Annotated in this window: 20 protein-coding genes; 9 read left to right on the top strand and 11 right to left on the bottom strand. The window is 56.3% G+C overall.

What is annotated here, in order from left to right:
* Positions 1-50: 50 nt before the first annotated feature.
* Positions 51-1,064, bottom strand: a complete 1,014-nt coding sequence (locus LG297_RS02685; protein WP_404424870.1) for an ABC transporter permease — start codon at positions 1,062-1,064, stop codon at positions 51-53.
* Positions 1,057-2,610, bottom strand: a complete 1,554-nt coding sequence (locus LG297_RS02680) for a sugar ABC transporter ATP-binding protein (protein ID WP_404424868.1) — start codon at positions 2,608-2,610, stop codon at positions 1,057-1,059. Before LG297_RS02680 ends, LG297_RS02685 begins: the two co-directional genes overlap by 8 nt.
* Positions 2,611-2,795: 185 nt before the next feature.
* On the opposite strand from LG297_RS02680, the gene LG297_RS02675 reads away from it, so the two are divergent.
* Positions 2,796-3,827 (top strand): LacI family DNA-binding transcriptional regulator, encoded by a 1,032-nt coding sequence (locus LG297_RS02675; RefSeq protein ID WP_404424866.1) that lies wholly within the window; start codon positions 2,796-2,798, stop codon positions 3,825-3,827.
* Positions 3,828-3,834: 7 nt separating this feature from the next.
* On the opposite strand, the gene LG297_RS02670 is transcribed toward LG297_RS02675, so the two are convergent.
* The 3 genes from LG297_RS02670 to LG297_RS02660 form a co-directional block, all read right to left on the bottom strand.
* Positions 3,835-4,320, bottom strand: coding sequence for a VOC family protein (locus tag LG297_RS02670; protein WP_007088967.1), 486 nt, complete (start codon positions 4,318-4,320; stop codon positions 3,835-3,837).
* A 155-nt stretch (positions 4,321-4,475) separates the two neighbouring features.
* Complete coding sequence (locus LG297_RS02665) at positions 4,476-5,051, bottom strand: TetR/AcrR family transcriptional regulator (protein ID WP_404424864.1); 576 nt, start codon at positions 5,049-5,051, stop codon at positions 4,476-4,478.
* 7 nt (positions 5,052-5,058) lie between these two features.
* Positions 5,059-5,532 (bottom strand): nuclear transport factor 2 family protein, encoded by a 474-nt coding sequence (locus LG297_RS02660; protein ID WP_062949580.1) that lies wholly within the window; start codon positions 5,530-5,532, stop codon positions 5,059-5,061.
* Between the two features lie 516 nt (positions 5,533-6,048).
* Here LG297_RS02660 and LG297_RS02655 point away from each other — a divergent pair.
* Complete coding sequence (locus tag LG297_RS02655; RefSeq protein WP_063093100.1) at positions 6,049-7,146, top strand: carboxynorspermidine decarboxylase; 1,098 nt, start codon at positions 6,049-6,051, stop codon at positions 7,144-7,146.
* 50 nt (positions 7,147-7,196) lie between these two features.
* The gene (locus tag LG297_RS02650; protein WP_404424861.1) at positions 7,197-8,438 is read left to right on the top strand and encodes a saccharopine dehydrogenase NADP-binding domain-containing protein; all 1,242 of its coding nucleotides are present in this window, start codon (positions 7,197-7,199) and stop codon (positions 8,436-8,438) included.
* 54 nt (positions 8,439-8,492) lie between these two features.
* Here LG297_RS02650 and LG297_RS02645 read toward each other — a convergent pair whose 3' ends face one another.
* A complete protein-coding gene (locus LG297_RS02645) occupies positions 8,493-8,930 on the bottom strand; it encodes an Lrp/AsnC family transcriptional regulator (RefSeq protein WP_404424859.1) in 438 nt (145 codons plus the stop codon).
* A 213-nt stretch (positions 8,931-9,143) separates the two neighbouring features.
* Between LG297_RS02645 and LG297_RS02640 the strand changes: the two genes are divergently transcribed.
* Both LG297_RS02640 and LG297_RS02635 read left to right on the top strand, forming a co-directional pair.
* Complete coding sequence (locus LG297_RS02640) at positions 9,144-9,398, top strand: hypothetical protein (protein ID WP_404424857.1); 255 nt, start codon at positions 9,144-9,146, stop codon at positions 9,396-9,398.
* A gap of 81 nt (positions 9,399-9,479) precedes the next feature.
* Positions 9,480-10,634 (top strand): iron-containing alcohol dehydrogenase, encoded by a 1,155-nt coding sequence (locus LG297_RS02635; protein ID WP_404424855.1) that lies wholly within the window; start codon positions 9,480-9,482, stop codon positions 10,632-10,634.
* On the opposite strand, the gene maiA is transcribed toward LG297_RS02635, so the two are convergent.
* From maiA to hmgA, 3 genes are all read right to left on the bottom strand, one after another.
* Positions 10,631-11,287, bottom strand: coding sequence for a maleylacetoacetate isomerase (gene maiA / locus LG297_RS02630; protein WP_404424853.1), 657 nt, complete (start codon positions 11,285-11,287; stop codon positions 10,631-10,633). The genes LG297_RS02635 and maiA overlap by 4 nt on opposite strands.
* Positions 11,284-12,303: a fumarylacetoacetate hydrolase family protein gene (locus LG297_RS02625; RefSeq protein ID WP_404424851.1), complete on the bottom strand. Its 1,020-nt coding sequence runs from the start codon at positions 12,301-12,303 to the stop codon at positions 11,284-11,286. The genes maiA and LG297_RS02625 overlap by 4 nt, the downstream gene beginning before the upstream one ends.
* A 63-nt stretch (positions 12,304-12,366) precedes the next feature.
* Positions 12,367-13,737: a homogentisate 1,2-dioxygenase gene (gene hmgA, locus LG297_RS02620; protein ID WP_404424849.1), complete on the bottom strand. Its 1,371-nt coding sequence runs from the start codon at positions 13,735-13,737 to the stop codon at positions 12,367-12,369.
* Positions 13,738-13,816: 79 nt separating this feature from the next.
* Between hmgA and LG297_RS02615 the strand changes: the two genes are divergently transcribed.
* Positions 13,817-14,254, top strand: coding sequence for a MarR family winged helix-turn-helix transcriptional regulator (locus LG297_RS02615; RefSeq protein ID WP_404424847.1), 438 nt, complete (start codon positions 13,817-13,819; stop codon positions 14,252-14,254).
* On the opposite strand, the gene LG297_RS02610 is transcribed toward LG297_RS02615, so the two are convergent.
* A complete protein-coding gene (locus LG297_RS02610; RefSeq protein ID WP_404424845.1) occupies positions 14,211-15,131 on the bottom strand; it encodes an IclR family transcriptional regulator in 921 nt (306 codons plus the stop codon). The two genes, LG297_RS02615 and LG297_RS02610, sit on opposite strands and share 44 nt — an antisense overlap.
* Positions 15,132-15,329: 198 nt before the next feature.
* Here LG297_RS02610 and LG297_RS02605 point away from each other — a divergent pair, with 198 nt between their 5' ends.
* Genes LG297_RS02605 through LG297_RS02595 form a run of 3 tightly spaced genes read left to right on the top strand, consistent with a single transcriptional unit; the run spans position 15,330 to position 18,234 of the window.
* Positions 15,330-16,388, top strand: a complete 1,059-nt coding sequence (locus LG297_RS02605) for a TRAP transporter substrate-binding protein (RefSeq protein WP_404424843.1) — start codon at positions 15,330-15,332, stop codon at positions 16,386-16,388.
* Complete coding sequence (locus tag LG297_RS02600; protein ID WP_404424841.1) at positions 16,385-16,921, top strand: TRAP transporter small permease; 537 nt, start codon at positions 16,385-16,387, stop codon at positions 16,919-16,921. The genes LG297_RS02605 and LG297_RS02600 overlap by 4 nt, the downstream gene beginning before the upstream one ends.
* Positions 16,921-18,234, top strand: a complete 1,314-nt coding sequence (locus LG297_RS02595) for a TRAP transporter large permease (RefSeq protein ID WP_404424839.1) — start codon at positions 16,921-16,923, stop codon at positions 18,232-18,234. The genes LG297_RS02600 and LG297_RS02595 overlap by 1 nt, the downstream gene beginning before the upstream one ends.
* Before the next feature lie 902 nt (positions 18,235-19,136).
* Here the strand turns inward: LG297_RS02595 and hppD are convergent.
* The gene (hppD, locus tag LG297_RS02590; protein WP_404424837.1) at positions 19,137-20,249 is read right to left on the bottom strand and encodes a 4-hydroxyphenylpyruvate dioxygenase; all 1,113 of its coding nucleotides are present in this window, start codon (positions 20,247-20,249) and stop codon (positions 19,137-19,139) included.
* Between the last annotated feature and the right edge of the window lie 13 nt (positions 20,250-20,262).

Raw genomic sequence — 20,262 nt, 5'->3', positions numbered from 1 at the left:
GATCAAAAAATGATTCTGTACGTCATCTTGAACCGGACGTTGATCGCCGGTTATTTGCTTTTCTTGCGTCGCCAGTCCCCGCGTTGCAGGAACACGGCAACGATAATGATCAAGCCCTGAACAGCCCCGTTCAGGTAATTGCTGATCGCATCGGTAAGGTTAAGGATATTGCCAATCGTGGTCAGCATGATCGCCCCGACCACCGTGCCCCAGATCCGGCCATAACCGCCCTTAAGCATCGTGCCGCCGATGATCACGGCTGCAATGGCTTCAAGTTCCCAAAGAACACCGGTTGAACTCGATGCCGACCCAAGGCGCGGGACATAAATGATGGTCGCAATCGACACACAAAGCCCCTGGATCACATAGGTCATCGTCTTGACCCGGTCGACATGGATCGCCGAATAACGCGCCACCTGCTCGTTCGATCCGATGGCAAAACATTTCCGCCCGAACGGCGTCATGTTCAGCAGGACATAACCCGCCACAGCCACCGCAAGAAACACCAGAACCGGCACCGGAATGCCCAGCAACTCGCCGTAATAAACCGGGCGATAGGTCCCGCGAATTTCGAAATCCAGCGACAGCGTCCCGCCATCGGCCATATAGGTGACAAGCGACCGGTAAATCCCCATCGTGCCAAGGGTGACGATAAAGGCCTCGATCTTGCCCTTGGTACTGACCAGGCCATTCACCGCCCCGGCCCCGATACCAAGAATGACACTTAACACGATGCCGATCAGAACGGTCTCAAGCCCCGGTCCGAGTGTCTCGACCAGCGTATTCATAACGACGATCATCGCACCGGATATAAACGCCGCCATCGAACCGACCGAAAGGTCAATCCCGCCCGCCGTGATCACAAAGGTCGCACCCACCGCAATGATGCCGATGAAAGCCGCACGGGTGAAAATATTCGAAAGGTTGCCGCCACTCAGGAAGGCATCATTGATCGCCGTTCCCAGAACAAACAACACAACAAGGGCCATAAACGGGCCAAGTGCCTTGAAATCGATGGAAAAACGGGGCGAGGCACTGGCCTCGCGGCGCTCAAGGCTACTCATGGACAGACACTCCCTCCTGGCCTGATATTCCTGTCGCGTGCCGCATGATTTCATGTTCGTTGCGGTCGTTTCCTTCGAGAATGCCGGTAATGCGTCCGGCCGCCATGACCGCGATGCGATCTGACAGGCCCAGCATTTCCGGCATTTCCGACGACAGAAGAATGACGGATTTTCCGCGATCGGTCAGATCGCCGATAAAATGATAAATCTGGCTTTTGGTGCCGATATCGATGCCGCGTGTCGGCTCGTCGATGATCACGATATCCGGATCGGTTTCCATGACCTTCGCCAGCAACAGCTTTTGCTGATTGCCACCCGAAAAATCACCGACCTTGGCCTTGCGGTCGGCGGCCCGGATGTCAAACGCCTCGATCGCCTTTTCAAGGGCCGCTTCTTCCGCCTTGCGATCCACAATCACGCGCCCGAATTTTTCCAGCGCCAGCAAGGTCAGGTTGGGCCGCATATCCATATTCAGCAACAACCCGCTGCCCTTGCGGTCCTTCGTCAGATAGGCAATGCCGCTGTTTTTGGCATCCTGCAAACTTGTGATCCGCACCGGCGCACCATTGCGCTCAATCGTGCCCGATGACCGCTCCCGAAGGCCGATAATCGCCTCCATCAACGCCGTCCGACCCGCCCCGACAATCCCCGCAAAACCAAGGACTTCGCCCTTATGCAGGTCAAAACTGGCATCGCGCACCTGTCCGGGCACCGAAAGATCGCGCACCGATAAAACAACCGGCGCGCTGGTATCGGAAACCCGGTGCGGGAACATCTGTTTGATGTCGCGCCCGACCATAAGCCGCGCCATGTCATCCTTGCTAAGCCCGACCACCGGCTCGGTCACGATATGGCGGCCATCGCGCAACACGGTCACACGGTCGGCAATCGCCTTGATTTCATCCAGCTTGTGGGAAATATACAGGATCGCGACACCCTGTTCGCGCAGACGCCGGATCTGGTCAAACAGGATTTCAACCTCCCGCCCGGTCAGAACCGCCGTCGGTTCATCCAGAATCAGGATATCGGCCTTTTTGCTCAGCGCCTTGGCAATCTCGACCATCTGGCGATCCGAAACCGAAAGATCGCGAATACGGGTGCGCGGATCGACATCGCATTGAAGCTGTTCCAGAAGCTTTTTGGCCTCTGCGCGCATGGCGGTTTTGTCAAGGAACCAGCCCCGCTTGATCTCACGGCCCAGAAAGATGTTTTCTTCAACGCTAAGCTGCTCGGCAAGGTTAAGCTCCTGATGGATCAGGATCACCCCATGCCCCTCGCCCGCCTCGCTATCGGCAAAGCTGACCTCCGCCCCGTCAAGGACAAGCCCGCCCTCGGTCGGTTCGTGATATCCCGACAGGATTTTAACCAGCGTTGATTTGCCGGCACCGTTTTCGCCCAAAAGCGCATGCACTTCCCCCGCATACAGATCGATGGAAACATCGAAAAGCACCTGGGCCGGGCCAAAGGACTTGCAAATCTTCCGACCGGACAGGCGTATTTTGCCCTCCGTGCCGGGATTAACGGCATGAACAGCCGCATCCGTCATCTATGTAACCTCCCTAGCGTCGCATTGATGCGATCAACTTTTGATTGCCTCTTGTGTAAACGTTTTCATTATTTATGTAAACCTTTACATTTACCGCATTGTGATGAAAATCACGTCGGAAATCCGGCCTTCGCACGGGCATCAATGCCGCTGGACAGCGTATCGGCGGCAGAGTAGGAAGAAGCATGATCGAAAAAATCGCGACGATTGAAGATGTTGCCGAACATGCCGGGGTATCCATTGCCACGGTCAGCCGTGCCTTGCACAAACCCCATGTGGTTTCCGAAAGCACGCGCGAAAAGGTGCAAACCGCCATCGCCGCGACCGGCTATACCGCCAATGTCATGGCCCGAAACCTGCGGCTCAACCGGTCGGGCATGATCCTTTTGCTCGTACCCGATATCGGCAACCCCTTCTTTTCGGAAATTCTATCGGGAATCGAACAGGGGGCCAGCAAGGCGGGCTATAACGTCCTGATCGGCGACACCCAGAACGAACCCGAACGCGAAGCAACCTATGCCGCCTATCTGCGCAGCAATCAGGCCGATGCCATGATCCTGCTCAATGGTCGCCTGCCCGCACCGCTGGCCAACACCCCGCGCGGGATCATCCCGCCGGTGGTCATTGCCTGCGAACGCATTCCGGGCTGCAATCTGCCGACCGTGATCATCGACAATGAAAAGGCCGCCTTTAGCGCAACCAAACATCTGCTCGACCTCGGCCACAGCCGCATCGCCCATATCGCCGGCCCCGCCAGCAACATCCTGACGACGGATCGCGTCGCCGGTTATCGCCGCGCACTATCAAGCAGCGGCATCGAAGCCAACCCGTCGCTGATCTATAGCGGCGATTTTTCGATTGAATCGGGTATTGCGGCGGCCCGCGCCTTGCTCAAAGACATCAAAAACCGCCCGACGGCGTTTTTCTGCTCATCGGACGGCATGGCAATCGGCGTCATTGTCGCGGCCAAGGAACTTGGGCTTCGCGTGCCCCACGATGTTTCCGTCGTCGGGTTTGATGATATCCATCTGGCCGCCAATTACGACCCGCCGCTGACAACCGTGCGTCAACCGCGCCGACGTCTGGGCGAACAGGCCATTTCGCTGCTCCTCGCCCGGCTCGATAAAACCGGAACCATTCCCGAACCGGCGGAAAATCCGGTCATTGTCCCGACCGAACTGATCATCCGCCAAAGCACCGGCCCCTGCCCAACTTAACCAGCGATCAGCGATTGGCGATCTTCTGCCATTCCTCGTAAACGGCCCGTGCCCGGTCTTCGTGATCGTTGCTGTATTTCGGCTGATCGGCGGCAAAGATTTCAAACCGGATGCCGTTCGGATCACGAATGAACAACCGCCGCGATTTCCCGTCATCCTCGTTGTGATAAACCACCTTGTGCTGGAACAAATGGTTCTGCCAGGCAATCACATCGCGCGGCGCATCGCAGCGCAACCCGATATGAAACACGTCATCTGGCATATCGGGATCATCGGGATACGGACCGGTATCGGCTGGCCAGTCAAAGAATGACAGCCGCGTCCCGTCCGAAAGCGCAAAGGTAATCAGCAGATAATCGCTTTTCCACGACGGACTGTAACCGCTTTCGGCATGAACCAGTCGGGCCTTCAGAACACGGGAATAAAAATCATCCGTCGCCGCAAGATCGCGGGTGGGAAAGGCCAAGTGATCGACACTGACGGGTGCAGGCATGGACGCCTCCTCATTTGTCGCTTGGGTGATTGGGGTCAGGCCCCTAAACCATTATAAAACTTAGTCATCCGATCCCGATGATCAAGGGTCAAACGTCTGGCAACCTGTCATTTTCGACACCCTCAATGGTATCGGCCGCCATTTGGCGCTATGCATCAGCAGCCCTGACCGGGCCCGGCCAGCAACCCGACTTCAACCCGCGCCATGGCGCGCTCAAACACCGCCGTATCGTCAAGCGCACGCGACAAAACCAGCGCCCCCTGGATCGATAAAATCGCATCTTCGGCAATGTCCGATGCCCGGTCCGCATCATGGCCGATCCGCACAAGCGCCTGCTGAAGCGACCGTTGCCAGACCGCAAAATAATCGCGGATTGCGTCGGAAAAACGGTCACGCACATTATCAAGTGCAAACGCGCCAATCAGGCAAACCCGCTTTCCTGACCGGAAATAGGTCGCAACCGACCGGCACATTTCCAAAATCGCCGCCCGCGGGTCATCCCCGTCACGCAGCGGCTTGTAAACCGCGTCCTCGAACCAGCCATCGATCTCGCGAAGCACTTCTGATGCCATCTGCTCTTTGCCGCCGGGAAAGAAATGGTAAAGACTGCCCTTTCCCAGACCCGTCCGGCTCCCGATCAGTGAAAGGCTCGCCCCTTCATAGCCATACTCGCGGAAAATCTCCGCAAGGACGGGAATAACATCGGAACGCTCCGCGATAATCTTTGGCATGGCTTACTTATAATCCCAGATCGGACAGGCCCGGATGATCCGCCGGGCGCGGCCCCGAACGATCCCAGAAGAATTTGCGATCTTCTTCACGGATCGGCATGTCATTGATGCAGGCAAACCGGCGATGCATCTGGCCATTTTCGGCAAATTCCCAATTTTCGTTGCCATAGGCCCGATACCAGTTCCCGGAATCATCGCGATACTCATAGGCAAAACGCACCGCGATCCGGTTGCCGTCATGCGCCCACAACTCTTTGATCAATCGATATTCAAGCTCCTTGTTCCATTTGCGGGTCAGAAAGGCAATGACCTCCTCACGGCCATTGGCAAATTCCGCACGGTTCCGCCAGATCGTATCGGGCGTATAGGCCAGCGACACCCGCGCCGGATCACGGCTGTTCCAGCCATCTTCGGCCATGCGGACTTTCTGGATTGCGGTTTCCCGCGTAAAGGGCGGCAGAGGTTGACGTAGCTCTGACATGATTTTCTCCTTCGTTTTGTACCAATCGGTAAACTATGTTCCAATCGGTACAAAAAAGCAATCACCAAAATCCCGTTCGGGCTTTTTGGCCCCCGGCCATGCAAAATCCGCGATTTGGTGATATTGTTGGAAATCGGACATGCGCAAAGCCCCGCCCGGTCCGGCCAAGTTTCACGAAACGGAAACCTGCATGTGATCGCTGCCTGTTTCCCTATGAAATCAGATGGTTAATGCCGCAAACCCTGCTTTAAACGCCCCGCCAACCGCGCCGATCAACAGGCCATGCGATCATCGGATGCGGTCATACTGTTGACCCATGTGCGCGCCGCTGCTATTGGGTCGCGGCGCATGCGATACAGGCACAGAACGCCTTCGCATCGATGGTATGAAATTCGTTGGCGCAAACCGGGCTTGAATGCCGAACCTTGCGGGGAATGTTTGCCGGTCGACGGACGTTTTCCGTGTTGTCTTTTCGGTCCCTGAAAACAGGGCCTTCGGTCGAGGAACCAGAATACGATGCCGCATACGCCTTATTATCTGATCGATAAATCGAAACTGCTGCGCAACATGGAAAAGATCGCCTATGTGCGCGAACATTCCGGCGCAAAGGCCTTGCTGGCATTGAAATGCTTTGCAACCTGGTCGGTCTTCGATTTCATGTCGGACTATATGGATGGCACGACGTCCTCGTCGCTGCACGAAGTCAAACTGGGCCGCAAGAAATTCGGCAAGGAAACCCATGCCTATAGCGTGGCCTATGCCGATTCCGAAATCGATGAAGTCATCGAAAATGCCGATAAGATCATCTTCAATTCCATCAGCCAGCTTAACCGCTTTGCCGATGCCGCATCGGGCATCGTGCGCGGCCTTCGCCTGAACCCGCAGGTTTCAAGTTCCAGCTTCGATCTGGCCGATCCGGCCCGCCCGTTTTCGCGTCTGGGCGAATGGGACGTCACCAAGGTCGAGGCCGTCATGGACCGCATTTCCGGCTTCATGATCCACAATAACTGCGAAAACGCCGATTTCGATCTGTTCGACAAAATGCTGGGCGATATCGAAACCAAATTCGGATCGCTTCTGTCGCGCGTCGAATGGGTCAGTCTCGGCGGCGGCATTCACTTCACCGGTGACAATTACCCGCTTGATAAATTCTGCGCCCGGCTGAAAGCCTTTTCGCAAAAATACGGTGTTCAGGTTTATCTTGAACCCGGCGAAGCCTCGATCACCAAAAGCACCACCCTTGAAGTCACCGTGCTCGATACGCTGTTTAACGGCAAAAACCTTGCGATTGTCGATAGCTCCATCGAAGCCCACATGCTCGATCTTCTGATCTATCGCGAAACCGCCAAGATCGAGCCGAACACGGGCGATCATACCTATATGATCTGCGGCAAATCCTGCCTTGCCGGTGACGTTTTTGGCGAATTCAATTTCGAAAACGAGATCAGGGTCGGCGACCGTATCTCGGTACAGGATGCCGCCGGTTACACCATGGTCAAAAAGAACTGGTTCAACGGTGTCGGCATGCCGTCCATCGTGATCAAGGAACTCGACGGTAGCGAACGCGTTATACGCGAATTCACCTTCGATGATTATGTTTCGAGCCTTTCGTAAAAAGGCGCTTTGGGTTTCATCTATTCGAAAAAGGGAGTTTTTGGCCCGAAATGAAGAAGAATGTTCTGATTATCGGCGCAGGTGGCGTCGCACAGGTGGTCGCGCATAAATGTGCACAGCATAATGATGTGCTTGGCGATATCCATATTGCGTCGCGCACGGCGGAAAAATGCCAGAAAATCATCGACAGCATTCACGAAAAGAAAAACCTGAAGAATGCCGGCGTCCTCGAAGGTCATGCGCTTGACGCAACCGATATCGATGCCACCGTCGCACTGATCAAAAAAACCGGCTGCGAAATCGTCATCAATGTCGGCTCCGCCTTCATCAACATGCCGGTCATGTCGGCCTGCATCAAGGCAGGCGTTGCCTATCTTGATACCGCCATCCACGAAGAACAGGACAAGATCTGCGAAACCCCGCCCTGGTACGCAAATTACGAGTGGAAACGCCGTGAAGAATGCGAAAAGGCAGGTGTCACCGCGATCCTTGGCGTCGGTTTTGATCCGGGCGTGGTCAATGCCTATGCCAAACTCGCGGTCGAGGATTACTTCGATAAAATTGACTCGATTGACATCATCGACATCAATGCCGGCAGCCACGGCAAATATTTTGCCACCAACTTCGACCCGGAAATCAATTTCCGCGAGTTTACCGGCACGGTCTATTCCTGGCAGAACAACGCCTGGCAGGAAAACAGGATGTTCGAGGTCAAGAAAATCTGGGACATGCCGGTTGTCGGCGAAAGCCAGACCTTCATGACCGGCCATGACGAGGTCCATTCCCTCTCACAGAATCTGGACGTTCCCAATGTCCGTTTCTGGATGGGCTTTGGCGATCATTACGTCAATGTCTTCACGGTCCTGAACAATATCGGCCTGCTCTCGGAAAAACCGGTCACCACGGCCGAGGGCCTCGAAGTCGTACCGCTCAAGGTCGTCAAGGCCTGCCTGCCCGATCCAAGCTCGCTGGCACCGGACTATACCGGCAAAACCTGCATCGGCGATCTGGTCAAGGGCAGCAAGGATGGCAAGGAAACCGAAGTCCTGATCTATAACGTCGCGGACCACAAGGACGCGTACGAGGAAGTCGGAAGCCAGGGCATTTCCTATACCGCCGGTGTGCCGCCCGTCGCGGCCGCGATGCTGATCGCAACCGGCGAATGGGACGTGAAAAAGATGGCAAATGTCGAAGAACTGCCCTCCAAACCGTTCCTGAACCTGCTCAACCACATGGGTCTTCCGACCCGCATCAAGGATGCCAATGGTGATCGGGCACTCGACTTCGCCTGAGCCACGATCCTTGCGACCATAAACGCAAACGGCGGGCCAAATGCCCGCCGTTTTTTATTTAAGCAACCCCATAACCGCCAGGCTCTCATAACGCTTGATATAGGGTACGTGGAAAACCCGGTCGACAAACGCACTGTATTCATCCATGTCGGCGACCTGAATGCGCAACACCAGATCATGCGCACCCGTCACGTGATAGCATTGAACGACTTCGGGCATTTTACCGAATTCCTCGCGGATCAGCATGTACCGATCCGGCCGGTCGCGATCCAGGGTCATCAAAACGATGACCATCATCCGTTTGCCAAACACCTTGGGGGATACCACCGCAACGTCGCGTTCAATCACCCCGGTTTCGCGCAAACGCTGCACCCGGCGAAGACACGCCGCCGATGACAGCCCCACCTGTGCCGACAATTCATTTCCTGTCAGGCGACTGTTCTTCTGCAACAGTTCCAGCAGGCGATAGTCGAATGTATCAAGCTCGGTCAAAATTCCTCTGCCCCAAACGCATGATCCTGAATGCTCCTGAAACAATGACCGAACGCGCCTGCGAAGAAAAATCGTTTTTACGAAAATTTTGCGAAAACTTCGCACGCTTTTGCGATCTTTGCGCACCGATGTCGATTGAGGCGGGCTAACTTTCAGTTGTGTTCGGGACCATTCCGAACACGATTAGCAAAGCAAAACTAGCGAGCCAGCATCATGACAATGCATGTATCTACACACTCCCTCGGAGCCACCGCCCCCCATGCCGGGCCGACCGCGAATGCGTCGTTCGGCACAGTTGTCTGGCGCTGGCTCGTCCTTTCCATCCGCCATATTGCAAAACGTCGCAAAATTGCGCGTGACGCCGTATGGCTTCGTCAATCTTCAAGTGCCATTTTGCACGATATCGGCATCACCCGCGATGAAATCGATCAGGCCTTGCGATATGGCCGCCCGCAATCGCGTTCATAAAAGCCTGAAATAGCGTCTTGCTGCCGGGCCGGATACACGGCACCCTTGCTGTCAAAACAAACGATCAGTCAGGGAAGCTAGATGTCCGATTTCATCTTCGAAACCACCCCGCGTGCAATCTGCCGGTTTGGCGGCGCACAGGAACTTGGTAAACTGTGCGCCGAAACCGGGGCAAAACGCGCCTTTATCCTGAGCGACCCCGGCCTTGAAAAGGCCGGGCTGACATCGGGCCCCTGTGCCTCCCTTCGTCAGGCCGGGATCGATTATCTGCTCTGGACCGGTGTGCAGGCCGACCCGCCCGAGGAAAGCATCCTTGACGCTACCCGCCATGCGCAGGAATTCGGTGCCGATATTGTCATCGGGCTGGGCGGCGGCAGTTCGATGGACACCGCCAAGCTGGTGGCACTGCTCTGCGGCAGGCCGCAAAATCTTGCCGATATCTATGGCATCGGTCTGGCAACAGGCCCGCGCCTGCGTCTGATACAGGTGCCGACAACGGCGGGCACCGGGTCCGAAGTCACCCCGATTTCCATCGTCACCACACCGACATCGGAAAAGAAGGGTGTCGTTTCCCCCCTGCTCTATCCCGATATTGCCTTGCTTGATGCGGAACTGACGATGGGCCTGCCGGCCCCGATCACCGCCGCCACGGGCATCGATGCGATGGTCCACGCGATCGAGGCCTATACGACCAAACACAAAAAAAATCCCCTGTCCGACAGCCTCGCCATCCGGGCATTGCAACTGATGACATCCCATATCGACGACGCGGTTTCGGCAAATCCCGGCCGTGCCGCGCGCGAGGCAATGCTGCAAGGGTCCATGATGGCCGGAATGGCCTTTGCCAATGCCCCGGTGGCAGCCGTCCATGCGCTGGCCTATCCGCTGGGCGGACATTTTCACGTCCCGCACGGATTATCCAACGCCCTCGTCCTGACCGAGGTTCTCAAATTCAACCGCGATGCTGCGATGCAGCATTATGGCGAACTCGCCAGTGCCGTCATGCCGGACCAGCGTTTTTCCAACGATGCCGAGGCCTGCGACGCCTTCATCGCCTTTATCGCGGCAATGGTCGCGCGCATGCCGTTTGCGCAAAAACTGCGCGATGTCGGCGTCACACAATCCGACCTTGATATGCTTGCGACCGATGCGATGAAAGTCGAACGGTTGCTGATCAATAACCCGCGCGAGGTCACGTTTGACGATGCCCGCGCGATTTACGCCCGCGTTCTTTAATCCTTCGGCTTTGCAAGATCAGGATGGGCGCGCGCAAACGCGTCCATCGCAAGGCACCGCTCGGCAATCTGGTTGATCATCGGAAGGTGGCTTAAATCGACCTCCCACCGCCGCGCATTATAAATCTGCGGGATCAAACAGATATCGGCCATTGATGGCCGGTCACCGTGGCAAAAGCTGCCCGTGCCCGGATGATCCAGAAGCCGTTCAAACGCTTCAAGCCCCTCGCCGATATATTTCCCCATCCATTCCAGCCGCACCTTCGCCGGGTCTTCGCCGTGGGCTTCGGCCTGCTTCATGATATTGCCGACAACACCCAGATTACAGACCGGGTGAATATCCATCGCAATCGCATGTGAAAGGGCGCGAACCCGTTGCCGCCCGACCGCGTCCTTCGGCAGGAAACCCGCATGGCTGCGGGTCTCATCCAGATATTCAATCATCGCCAATGACTGCGTCAGAACAAGCCCGTCAATCTCAAGGGCGGGCACCAACCCCTGCGGATTGCGCTTGCGGAAATCGGGCGATTTATGCGCCCCCGCCAAAAGGTCAACCGCAACGGATTGATACGCCATATCCATCAGCGAAAGCGCAATCCTGACCCGATAGCTGGCCGACGACCGCCAATAATCATACAGGATGACGTCGCTCATGGTGCGTACTTCACAACACTCTGGTCAATCGCGCCAAAGATTGATTGGCCGCTGGCATCAAGTATCTCGATCCTGACCCGATCCCCAAACTGCATGAACGGCGTTTCCGGTTTGCCATTTTCAATGGTTTCGATCATGCGGATTTCCGCAATGCAGGAATACCCCGCCCCACCCTGCGCAACCGGCTTGCCCGGCCCACCGTCAAGCTTGTTCGAAACCGTGCCCGACCCGATGATGGTGCCCGCACAAAGCGGCCGGGTTTTCGCCGCATGTGCGATCAGTTGCGCAAAATCAAAGGTCATATCGACCCCGGCATTGGCCCGCCCGAACGGTTTGCCATTCAGATCAACACAAAGCGGCAGATGCACCTTGCCCCCGTCCCACGCATCGCCAAGTTCATCGGGCGTCACCGCAACCGGCGAAAAGGCCGAGGACGGCTTGGACTGGAAAAAGCCAAATCCCTTGGCAAGTTCACCGGGGATCAGGCCCCGCAAAGACACATCATTGACCAGCATGATCAAACGGATCGCATCACGCGCCTGATCAGGCGATGCGCCCATCGGCACATCGCCGGTCACAACCGCGATCTCGCCTTCCATATCAATGCCCCATGCCGTATCGGCCATGCGGATATCATCACGCGGTCCCAGGAAACTGTCCGAACCGCCCTGATACATCAGCGGATCGGTCCAGAATGTTTCGGGCATTTCCGCACCGCGCGCCTTGCGCACCAGTTCGACATGGTTGACATAGGCCGACCCGTCCGCCCACTGAAACGCACGCGGCAACGGCGAATGCAGCTTGCTTTCATCAAGTGCGAAACGTTTGGCAATCGTCGATCCGGCGGCGATTTCATCGGACAGTTCCCGGATGCGCGGCGCAACAGAATCCCAGTTATCAAGCGCTGCCTGCAATGTCGGTGCAATCGCACTGGCATCGACATATTCCCTAAGGTCTTTGGTCACCAGAACAAGCTGGCCGTCACGGGTGCCGTTTTTAAGGGTTGCGAGTTTCATCGGTTCTATGCCTCCGGCATTCCTGTCGTTAAGTCCTGTGATGTTCTTTTTACCGGTCGCCGTTTACGGGCGACCTTCCGGCGTACCATCAAACTTGCGTTCCAGCCCGTCCCAGCAATCAAGATAATCATCCTGAAGGGTTTCAAGCTCGGCGGCAAATTTCGTCAATTGCTGCGGGAACCGGGTTTCAAACATGAAGGCCATCGTGCCCTCCAGTTTCTGCGGGCCAAGCTCCCCGTTCGATGCCTTTTCAAACCCGAACGCATCGGGCCCGTGCGGCAGCATCATGTTATGCAGGCTCATGCCACCGGGAACAAATCCCTTTTCCTTCGCGTCATACTGACCGCAAATCAGCCCCATGAATTCCGACATGATATTGCGGTGATACCATGGCGGGCGGAAGGTATGTTCCGCCACCATCCAGCGCGGCGGAAAGATGACAAAATCGATATTTGCCGTTCCCGCCTCGCCCGATGGGGCGGTCAGCACGGTAAAGATCGATGGATCGGGATGATCAAACAGGATCGCGCCCACCGGCGAAAATGTTCGAAGATCATATTTGAACGGCGTGTAATTGCCATGCCACGCCACCACATCCAGTGGCGAATGCCCGATCCCGGTTTCATGAAACTGTCCGCACCATTTGATCAGGATACGGCACGGCGTTTCCTTATCCTCATAGGCAGCCACCGGTGTCTTGAAATCACGCGGATTGGCAAGGCAGTTGGCCCCAATCGGCCCACGTTCCGGCAGGGTGAATTTCGCCCCGTAATTTTCGCAGACATATCCCCGCGCCCCGCCCTCAATCCCCGGCGTCAGGATCGCAACCTTGAACATCATGCCCCGCGGGATCAGCGCGATTTCAAGCGGCGCGACATCCATGATGCCAAGTTCGGTAAAAATCCGAAGCCCGCCGCTTTCGGGCACGATCAGCAATTCCCCATCCGCATTGAAAAAATAATCATCCACCATATCGGTGTTGCAGACATATACGTGGCTTGCCATGCCGGTCTGGGTCATGGCGTCCCCCGCCGTCGTGATCGTGCGCATACCCGAAATGAAATCGGTGGGTTTGGTCGGCATCGGCACCGGGTCCCAGCGCAACTGACCAAGCGCAAGGCTATGGTCATTCACACAAGGTGCGGTTTTCCACTCCGGAAGGGCAAAGGATTTGAACCGCCCGTTATGGCGCACACTGGGCCGCATGCGATACAGCCACGACCGCTCATTGGTGCCGCGCGGCGCGGTAAAGGGCGAGCCCGAAAGCTGTTCTGCATAAAGGCCATAGGCGCATTTTTGCGGGCTGTTCTGCCCCTGCGGCAAGGCACCGGGAAGGCTTTCGGTTTCAAAATCATTGCCAAAACCGGGCATGTAACGCAGATCGTTCGCAACGCCGTTTTCGGCGGTTCCCTTGGTAACGTTGTGATCCGTCATTGCCTTTTTCCTACCAATCTTCGATATAGTTACATCCGTAACTGTAATTTTTGTAACTATCAAACAGCCTTTTAAAGCCATGAAATCCGAGAAATCCGAATTCGATCTGCACCGCTTTCTGCCGTTTCTGATGCATCACGCCAGCGAAAAGGTCAGTCTTGGCTTCCGCGACATCTATCGCGACCGATACCGGATGACGCGATCCGAATGGCGGGTTCTGGCAACCCTTGGGCAGTATGGCGCGCTTACCGCGACCGAAATCGTCACCCATACGGGCCTTCACAAAACCAAGGTATCGCGTGCCGTTTTTTCCATCGAACAACGCCGCTGGCTCCGACGCGTCCAGAACGAAAATGATCGGCGCGTTCATCGCCTTGAACTGACCTCGCAGGGCCAATCGGCCTTTCAGTCACTGTGCGAGGCGGGCACTGCCTATGACAAAAAGGTGCGCGATTTTCTGGGCGACGCGGATTTCAAACGCCTTTCCGACCTCCTGACAAAGCTGAATGACCTTTGATGGTCCCTGTGACATTTCCTGTGACAATTGCTGTTTGAATGTCCTCGGCCTCATCGCGCGGCTTCCCGCCCCAGCTTTGGGTAAAATCGGCAATCGCGCGCAAAAACACATCAAAGGCCGGCTGCCCCGGCTGGAAGTAATTGGCCTTCGGGTTCATCAATGTCACGCAACACGCCACCGCCCCGTCCAGATTATAGACCGGCGCACTGATCGCCGATAAGCCCGGCACGATATCGCCCTCGATCACCGCCGCACCGCGTTCGCGCGTTTCAATAATCAGCCGATCCACCGTGGCATCATCCCAATGCAGGATATCCTGTTCGGCCCGGATCACATGCTCAATCGCCCCGCGCGGCATGGTCGATAAAAACGCCTGCCCGGTGGCGGAGCGTAATAACGGCATCACCGTGCCAAGCCCCATGGTCGATATGATCGGCGGGCCACCATGTTCGGTCCTGATCAGGACCGGCCCCCGTTCCCCCCAGATCGCCAGATGCCCGGACGACCGCAAATCAATCGCCAGATTGCGCAAAAGCCTTCCGGCCCGCATGACCACATCATTGCGCTCAATCGCCGAAATACCCATCCGCAGCGCCATCGGCCCAAGGCCATAAAGCCCGGTCTGATCATCCTGCCAGGCAAGACCGATCCGCACCAGGCTCGCCAGATAGCGATGAACCTTTGCCGGCGGCATATCCACCGCCGCCGCCAGATCCTTTAACGGCACCGGGAATTTGAAATCGCACAATGCCGCGATAATCACCCCGCTGACCTCGACCGACTGAATGCCCTTGCGCGTATCAGCCACGTCAACAGCATCAGCAATGTCGATTTCGGCATCCGTAATCCGGGTTTGTTTGGATGGGACTTTGGTCAAAACTTACCTGCATAAATTTCATATTGCGTAATTGATTATATATATCATAATTCCAATTCAAAGAAAAAACAGCATTCCACAACAGATCAGATACCGATGATCAGGACGCGGAAAACCCATCAGTGACCGATGCGCCCTTGGCACCCGCCCGATCAAAAGCCCGAACAAACACACGATCAAAAAAACAGGGAGACGAACATGAAACCGATGAAACTTCGCAACACACTGCTTGGGCTTCTGGCCGGGGCAACGATCCTTGCCGGTGCGGGCATGGCCCATGCCGCCGATATCACGCTGAAGGTCAGCCACTATCTGCCGCCAAGCCACGGCTTCCAGAAAGACTTCCTCGAAAGCTGGGGCAAGGAACTGTCGGAAAAAACCAACGGCAAGGTCGACGTCAAAATTTATGACGCGACATCGGCCTTTGGCAAAATCGACCGGCAGGCCGATCAGGTCCGCGCGGGCGTGATGGATATGGCCGTCGGCCTGAACGGCATCCCGCGTGACCGCTATCCGGCCGCCTCGATCATTGAACTGCCGTTTCTGGTGAAATATGCCGATTCCGGGTCGGAAACCCTCTGGGCACTTTACAAGGAAGGCCTGCTTGGCACCGACTATAACGATTTCAAGGTGCTCGGCCTGTTCACCCACGCAGGCGGCCTGATCCACACCCTTGATAACCCGGTTCGATCCCTTGACGATCTCAAGGGCCTTCGCCTCAGAACGCCAAGCCCGGCGATTTCGGCCATGCTGGAATCCTTTGGTGCCTCCCCGGTCGGCCTGCCGCCATCGGCGATTTACGAAAACCTGCAAAAGGGCAATATCGAAGGTCTGGTTGCCACCTGGGATCTGGTCAACGCGGTCAAGGCCAACGAACTTCTGAAATATCACACCGATGCCGCGGCCTATACCGCCGGGTTCTATTTCGTGATGAACCAGAAAAAATATGACAGCCTGCCCGATGATGTCCGTGCGGCCATTGACGAAATTTCCGGCGATGCACTTGTCGTCAAATTCGGTGACTGGTGGAACAAATGGGAAGCCGCCGGCAAGGCCGATGCGGAAAAACACGGCAATGAAATCATAACGATTGATGACGCCACCCGCACCGAATGGCAGGAAGCATCCCAGCCGATGATCAAGGAATACCTGGCCGGGCTCAAGGAAAAGGGCGTCTCCGACCCCGACGCCATCTATAAACGCGCGCAGGAACTGATCGCGGAATTTGATGCCAAATATCACGCTGGCGACAAATGACGGAACGCGCTGAAAAATCCGGTGGATCGCGGCTTTATGCTGCGATTCACCAAATGGATCACTTGATGAACCGGCTGACCGACATTCTCGCCTTTGTCGGCATGGCGGCCTTGATTGGCGCGATTGCCATTGTGGTTGTCGATATCATCTGGCGGCGCATTGGCGGGCAATCGATGGTCGGCGCGGTTGACCTGACCCAGTTTTGCGTCATGGCCGCCGCATCATGGGCCATCCCCTATGCCTTTAGTGCGCACGCCCATGTCACGGTTGACCTGATCGGCAAGAACCGCCTTCGCATCCTGTTTAAAACCATCGACAGGTTGATCCCGCTGCTATGTGCGGGCCTCATGGCCTTCCTGTTCTATCTGTCGTGGGGCCGTGCGATGGAACAATGGACCTATGGCGATGTGTCGCAAAACCTTGCGATCCCGATGATCCTGTTCTGGGCCTTCCTTCTGACCGGCATGGCGATCTCGACGCTGGTATGCCTCATCCAATTTCTAAAAGTGCTTTTAACGGACGAGAAGAACTGATGGCGACGGAATGGGCGGGACTGATCGGGTTTGTTGCGGCTCTCGCACTGGCCCTTTTGCGGGTACCGGTCGCGGTCGCGATGGCGATTGTCGGCATCATCGGCACCCTGCTTCTGACCGACTGGATGTCGGCAAGCTACGTCATGGCAAGCCTCCCGTTCGAGGCCATTTTCCCCTATGGCCTTTCGGTGGTGCCGCTCTTCATTTTCATGGGCGTGTTTGCCTCCCATTCCGGGCTATCAAACAATCTGTTTCGCGGCATTACCGCATTTTCCGGCCATCGTCCGGGCGGCCTGGCCGCATCCAGCATCGGGGCCAGTGCGGTATTTGGTGCGATTTGCGGCTCATCGCTTGCCACCTGTGCGACCATGGGCCGGGTCGCCCTTCCTGAAATGCGCGAACGCGGCTATGCCAAAAGCCTTGCCGGGGCATCAATTGCTGCGGGCGGAACACTTGGCGTTCTGATCCCGCCATCGATCCTGCTTGTGATCTACGCGCTCATGACCGAACAATCCATCGGTGCCCTGTTTGCCGGTGCGATGATCCCGGGCCTTCTGGCAACCGTGCTTTACATCATCTCCATCCGCATTCAGGTCATGCGCAATCCTTCCCTCGCCCCGGTCAGTGACTATGTCCCCTGGTCACAGCGTTGGGGGGCCTTGCTGCGCATGTGGGATGCCATCACTCTGATCGTTCTGGTGATCGGCGGCATCTATACCGGCCTGTTTTCCCCCACAGAAGCCGCAGCGGTTGGTGCCGGCGGCGCATTGCTGTTTGCCTTTTTGCGCAAACGGCTGAACTGGACGGTTTTACGCACCGGCATTCGCGAAACCGCCGGCATGACCGGGATGATTTTCCTGATCCTGATCGGGGCCGCCCTTTTCAATTTCTTCATCGAAACCAGCGGCCTGACCCAGACCCTCGTCGACTGGATCACCACACAGGGCTATTCGCCGCTTGTCGTTCTGATCGCGCTTCTGGTGTTTTACGTCGTGCTCGGATGCTTCATGGACAGCCTTTCCATGATCCTCCTCACCGTGGTCCCGGCCTACGGCGTGATCACCGGGGTTGGTTATGATCCGATCTGGTTTGGGGTTGTTCTGGTATCGGTTGTTGAAATCGGCCTGATCACGCCCCCGATTGGCATGAACCTGTTCATCATTCAGGGCGTGTCCTCCGACATGACCATCACCACCCTGTCACGCGGCATCCTGCCCTTCCTCGCCGCCGATTTCATCCGCGTGATCCTGATGGTCGCCATCCCCGGTCTGGTCCTCTGGCTGCCGCATCTTCTGGGGTTTGGCGCCTACTAGACCCACGCCCCGGTGTAACCGCTTTCGACCCATGTCGGAAACCCATCCCAACCCCAGACCGCTGACAAAGCACTCCCAACCTGACCGTCATTCCCGCGAAGGCGGGAATCCAGCCTCTTTCAATGGGGCACAGATTCCGGGCCTGCGCTGCGCTTCGCCCGGAATGACGATTTGATCAATCACCAAGCCAACCCCGCCAACCAGCCCCGGACTGCTGACAAAGCACTCCCAACCTGATCGTCATTCCCGCGAAAGCGGGAATCCAGTCTCTTTCAATCGGACATGGATTCCGGGTCTGCGCTCCGCTTCGACCGGAATGACAATTGTGATCAACCGCCAAGCCAATCCCGCCAACCAATCCCGGCACCCCGGCCAGCCGATCCAGTGCCGATCCAATCCGGACGCAATTCGGGCCCGCTGATTCTCGGCATTTTCACGCTTCACCAACCGGACTGAACCGGACCGAACCAACTTCGCCCCGGCTCCCGCTGCCCCGAACAAACACCCTCACCCCAAGGGCACATCTCTCCCGTCATGATAAACTACAGTTTTTCGCATGATTCCAACGGCCTCACGGCCCGGACGTATGGCCGCCGTAATGACTTTTCCATGCGCCATGAACGTCCCTTCGGCGATACCGTCCCCGCCATCTCATCCCGTCAGATCGCTGCCCTGTCATCGTCTCATTCCTGTTTTTACCGCCCGAAACGCAAAAAACCCGCAAAAGCGAATCACGCTTTGCGGGTTTTGTCTCCGGGCCCATTTGTCCCGTTGATTTTGCTGTTATGCCACAACGAAAAGAACAAATCAAGAACTTTTTCACAAAAAAGCGGAAAAAGTTCCCAGCCAAAGTTCAGCGCGGCAAGAAGAGCATATTTATCAATACCTTGGGCAGGATCATCCTATTCCGCCGCATCGACTTTCAGTACCCCGCGACGGATCTGGTCTTCTTCGATGCTTTCAAACAGGGCGCGGAAATTCCCCTCGCCAAAGCCTTCATCACCCTTGCGCTGGATGAATTCAAAGAAGATCGGCCCGATCACGGTTTTGGAGAAAATCTGCAACAGGATTTTGGTCATGCCGCCATCCACAACACCCTCGCCATCAATCAGGATGCCGTGTTTTTTCATGCGCTCGATCGGCTCGTCATGCCCCTGCACCCGGTCATGGGATTTTTCGTAATAGGTATCAGGCGGCCCCGGCATGAATTTAAGGTCATTGGCCGCAAGCCTGTCGGTGGCGTCATAAATGCCATCCGTCCCGACCGCGATATGCTGGATGCCCTCGCCGTTGTATTTTTTGAGGTATTCCTCAATCTGGCTTTTGTCATCGGTTGATTCGTTTAACGGAATGCGGATTTTGCCGCATGGCGATGTAATCGCCCGGCTGACCAGACCAGTAATTTTTCCTGCAATATCAAAGAAGTGGATCTGTTTGAAATTGAACAGGTCGCGATAGAAATCCCACCATTTATCCATGTTGCCGCGATAGACATTATGCGTCAGATGGTCGAGATAATAGAAACCGACCCCTTCCGGTTTCGGGTCGCGTTCACCCAGCCAGTCAAATTCCGCGTCATAGGCCGAACCGGTTTCACCATACGCATCGATGAAATACAGAAGCGACCCGCCAATGCCGACAATCGCCGGGACATCAAGGGTCTTGTCATCGCCCAGATACGGCTCCGCCCCCTTGGAAACCGCATGATCAAACGCATGTTTGGCATCCACCACCCGCCACGCCATCGACGGCGCACAGGGGCCGTGCTTTGCAACAAACTTCATCCCGTGCGAACCGGGTTCGGCATTCAGGATGTAGTTGATGTCACCCTGACGCCAGACGGTGATGTTTTTTGATTTGTGTCTGGCAACCGGCGTATAGCCCATGCGCGCAAACAGGGTTTCAAGCTTTTCAGCCTCTTCATGGGCGAATTCGACGAACTCAAAGCCATCGGTTCCGGCCGGGTTATCGACCGTGATCGTTGCGCGGGGGGCATCATGTGGAAACGGTCCCATCGAAGGCTCCTTG

The organism is Thalassospira australica, assembly GCF_044790785.1.
GTDB classification, from domain to species: domain Bacteria; phylum Pseudomonadota; class Alphaproteobacteria; order Rhodospirillales; family Thalassospiraceae; genus Thalassospira; species Thalassospira australica_A.
Note: the sequence above shows the minus strand (reverse complement) of the source record. Positions and strands in the feature narration are given on the sequence as shown.

Coding starts and splice junctions, on each gene's coding strand:
- LG297_RS02640 (WP_404424857.1), top strand. CDS start 9,144: ATGACAATGCATGTATCTACACACTCCCTCGGAGCCACCGCCCCCCAT.
- LG297_RS02685 (WP_404424870.1), bottom strand. CDS start 1,064: ATGAGTAGCCTTGAGCGCCGCGAGGCCAGTGCCTCGCCCCGTTTTTCC.
- hppD (WP_404424837.1), bottom strand. CDS start 20,249: ATGGGACCGTTTCCACATGATGCCCCCCGCGCAACGATCACGGTCGAT.
- LG297_RS02625 (WP_404424851.1), bottom strand. CDS start 12,303: ATGAAACTCGCAACCCTTAAAAACGGCACCCGTGACGGCCAGCTTGTT.
- LG297_RS02675 (WP_404424866.1), top strand. CDS start 2,796: ATGATCGAAAAAATCGCGACGATTGAAGATGTTGCCGAACATGCCGGG.
- LG297_RS02650 (WP_404424861.1), top strand. CDS start 7,197: ATGAAGAAGAATGTTCTGATTATCGGCGCAGGTGGCGTCGCACAGGTG.
- LG297_RS02665 (WP_404424864.1), bottom strand. CDS start 5,051: ATGCCAAAGATTATCGCGGAGCGTTCCGATGTTATTCCCGTCCTTGCG.
- LG297_RS02660 (WP_062949580.1), bottom strand. CDS start 5,532: ATGTCAGAGCTACGTCAACCTCTGCCGCCCTTTACGCGGGAAACCGCA.
- LG297_RS02655 (WP_063093100.1), top strand. CDS start 6,049: ATGCCGCATACGCCTTATTATCTGATCGATAAATCGAAACTGCTGCGC.
- LG297_RS02595 (WP_404424839.1), top strand. CDS start 16,921: ATGGCGACGGAATGGGCGGGACTGATCGGGTTTGTTGCGGCTCTCGCA.
- LG297_RS02635 (WP_404424855.1), top strand. CDS start 9,480: ATGTCCGATTTCATCTTCGAAACCACCCCGCGTGCAATCTGCCGGTTT.
- maiA (WP_404424853.1), bottom strand. CDS start 11,287: ATGAGCGACGTCATCCTGTATGATTATTGGCGGTCGTCGGCCAGCTAT.
- hmgA (WP_404424849.1), bottom strand. CDS start 13,737: ATGACGGATCACAACGTTACCAAGGGAACCGCCGAAAACGGCGTTGCG.
- LG297_RS02615 (WP_404424847.1), top strand. CDS start 13,817: ATGAAATCCGAGAAATCCGAATTCGATCTGCACCGCTTTCTGCCGTTT.
- LG297_RS02670 (WP_007088967.1), bottom strand. CDS start 4,320: ATGCCTGCACCCGTCAGTGTCGATCACTTGGCCTTTCCCACCCGCGAT.
- LG297_RS02680 (WP_404424868.1), bottom strand. CDS start 2,610: ATGACGGATGCGGCTGTTCATGCCGTTAATCCCGGCACGGAGGGCAAA.
- LG297_RS02600 (WP_404424841.1), top strand. CDS start 16,385: ATGACGGAACGCGCTGAAAAATCCGGTGGATCGCGGCTTTATGCTGCG.
- LG297_RS02605 (WP_404424843.1), top strand. CDS start 15,330: ATGAAACCGATGAAACTTCGCAACACACTGCTTGGGCTTCTGGCCGGG.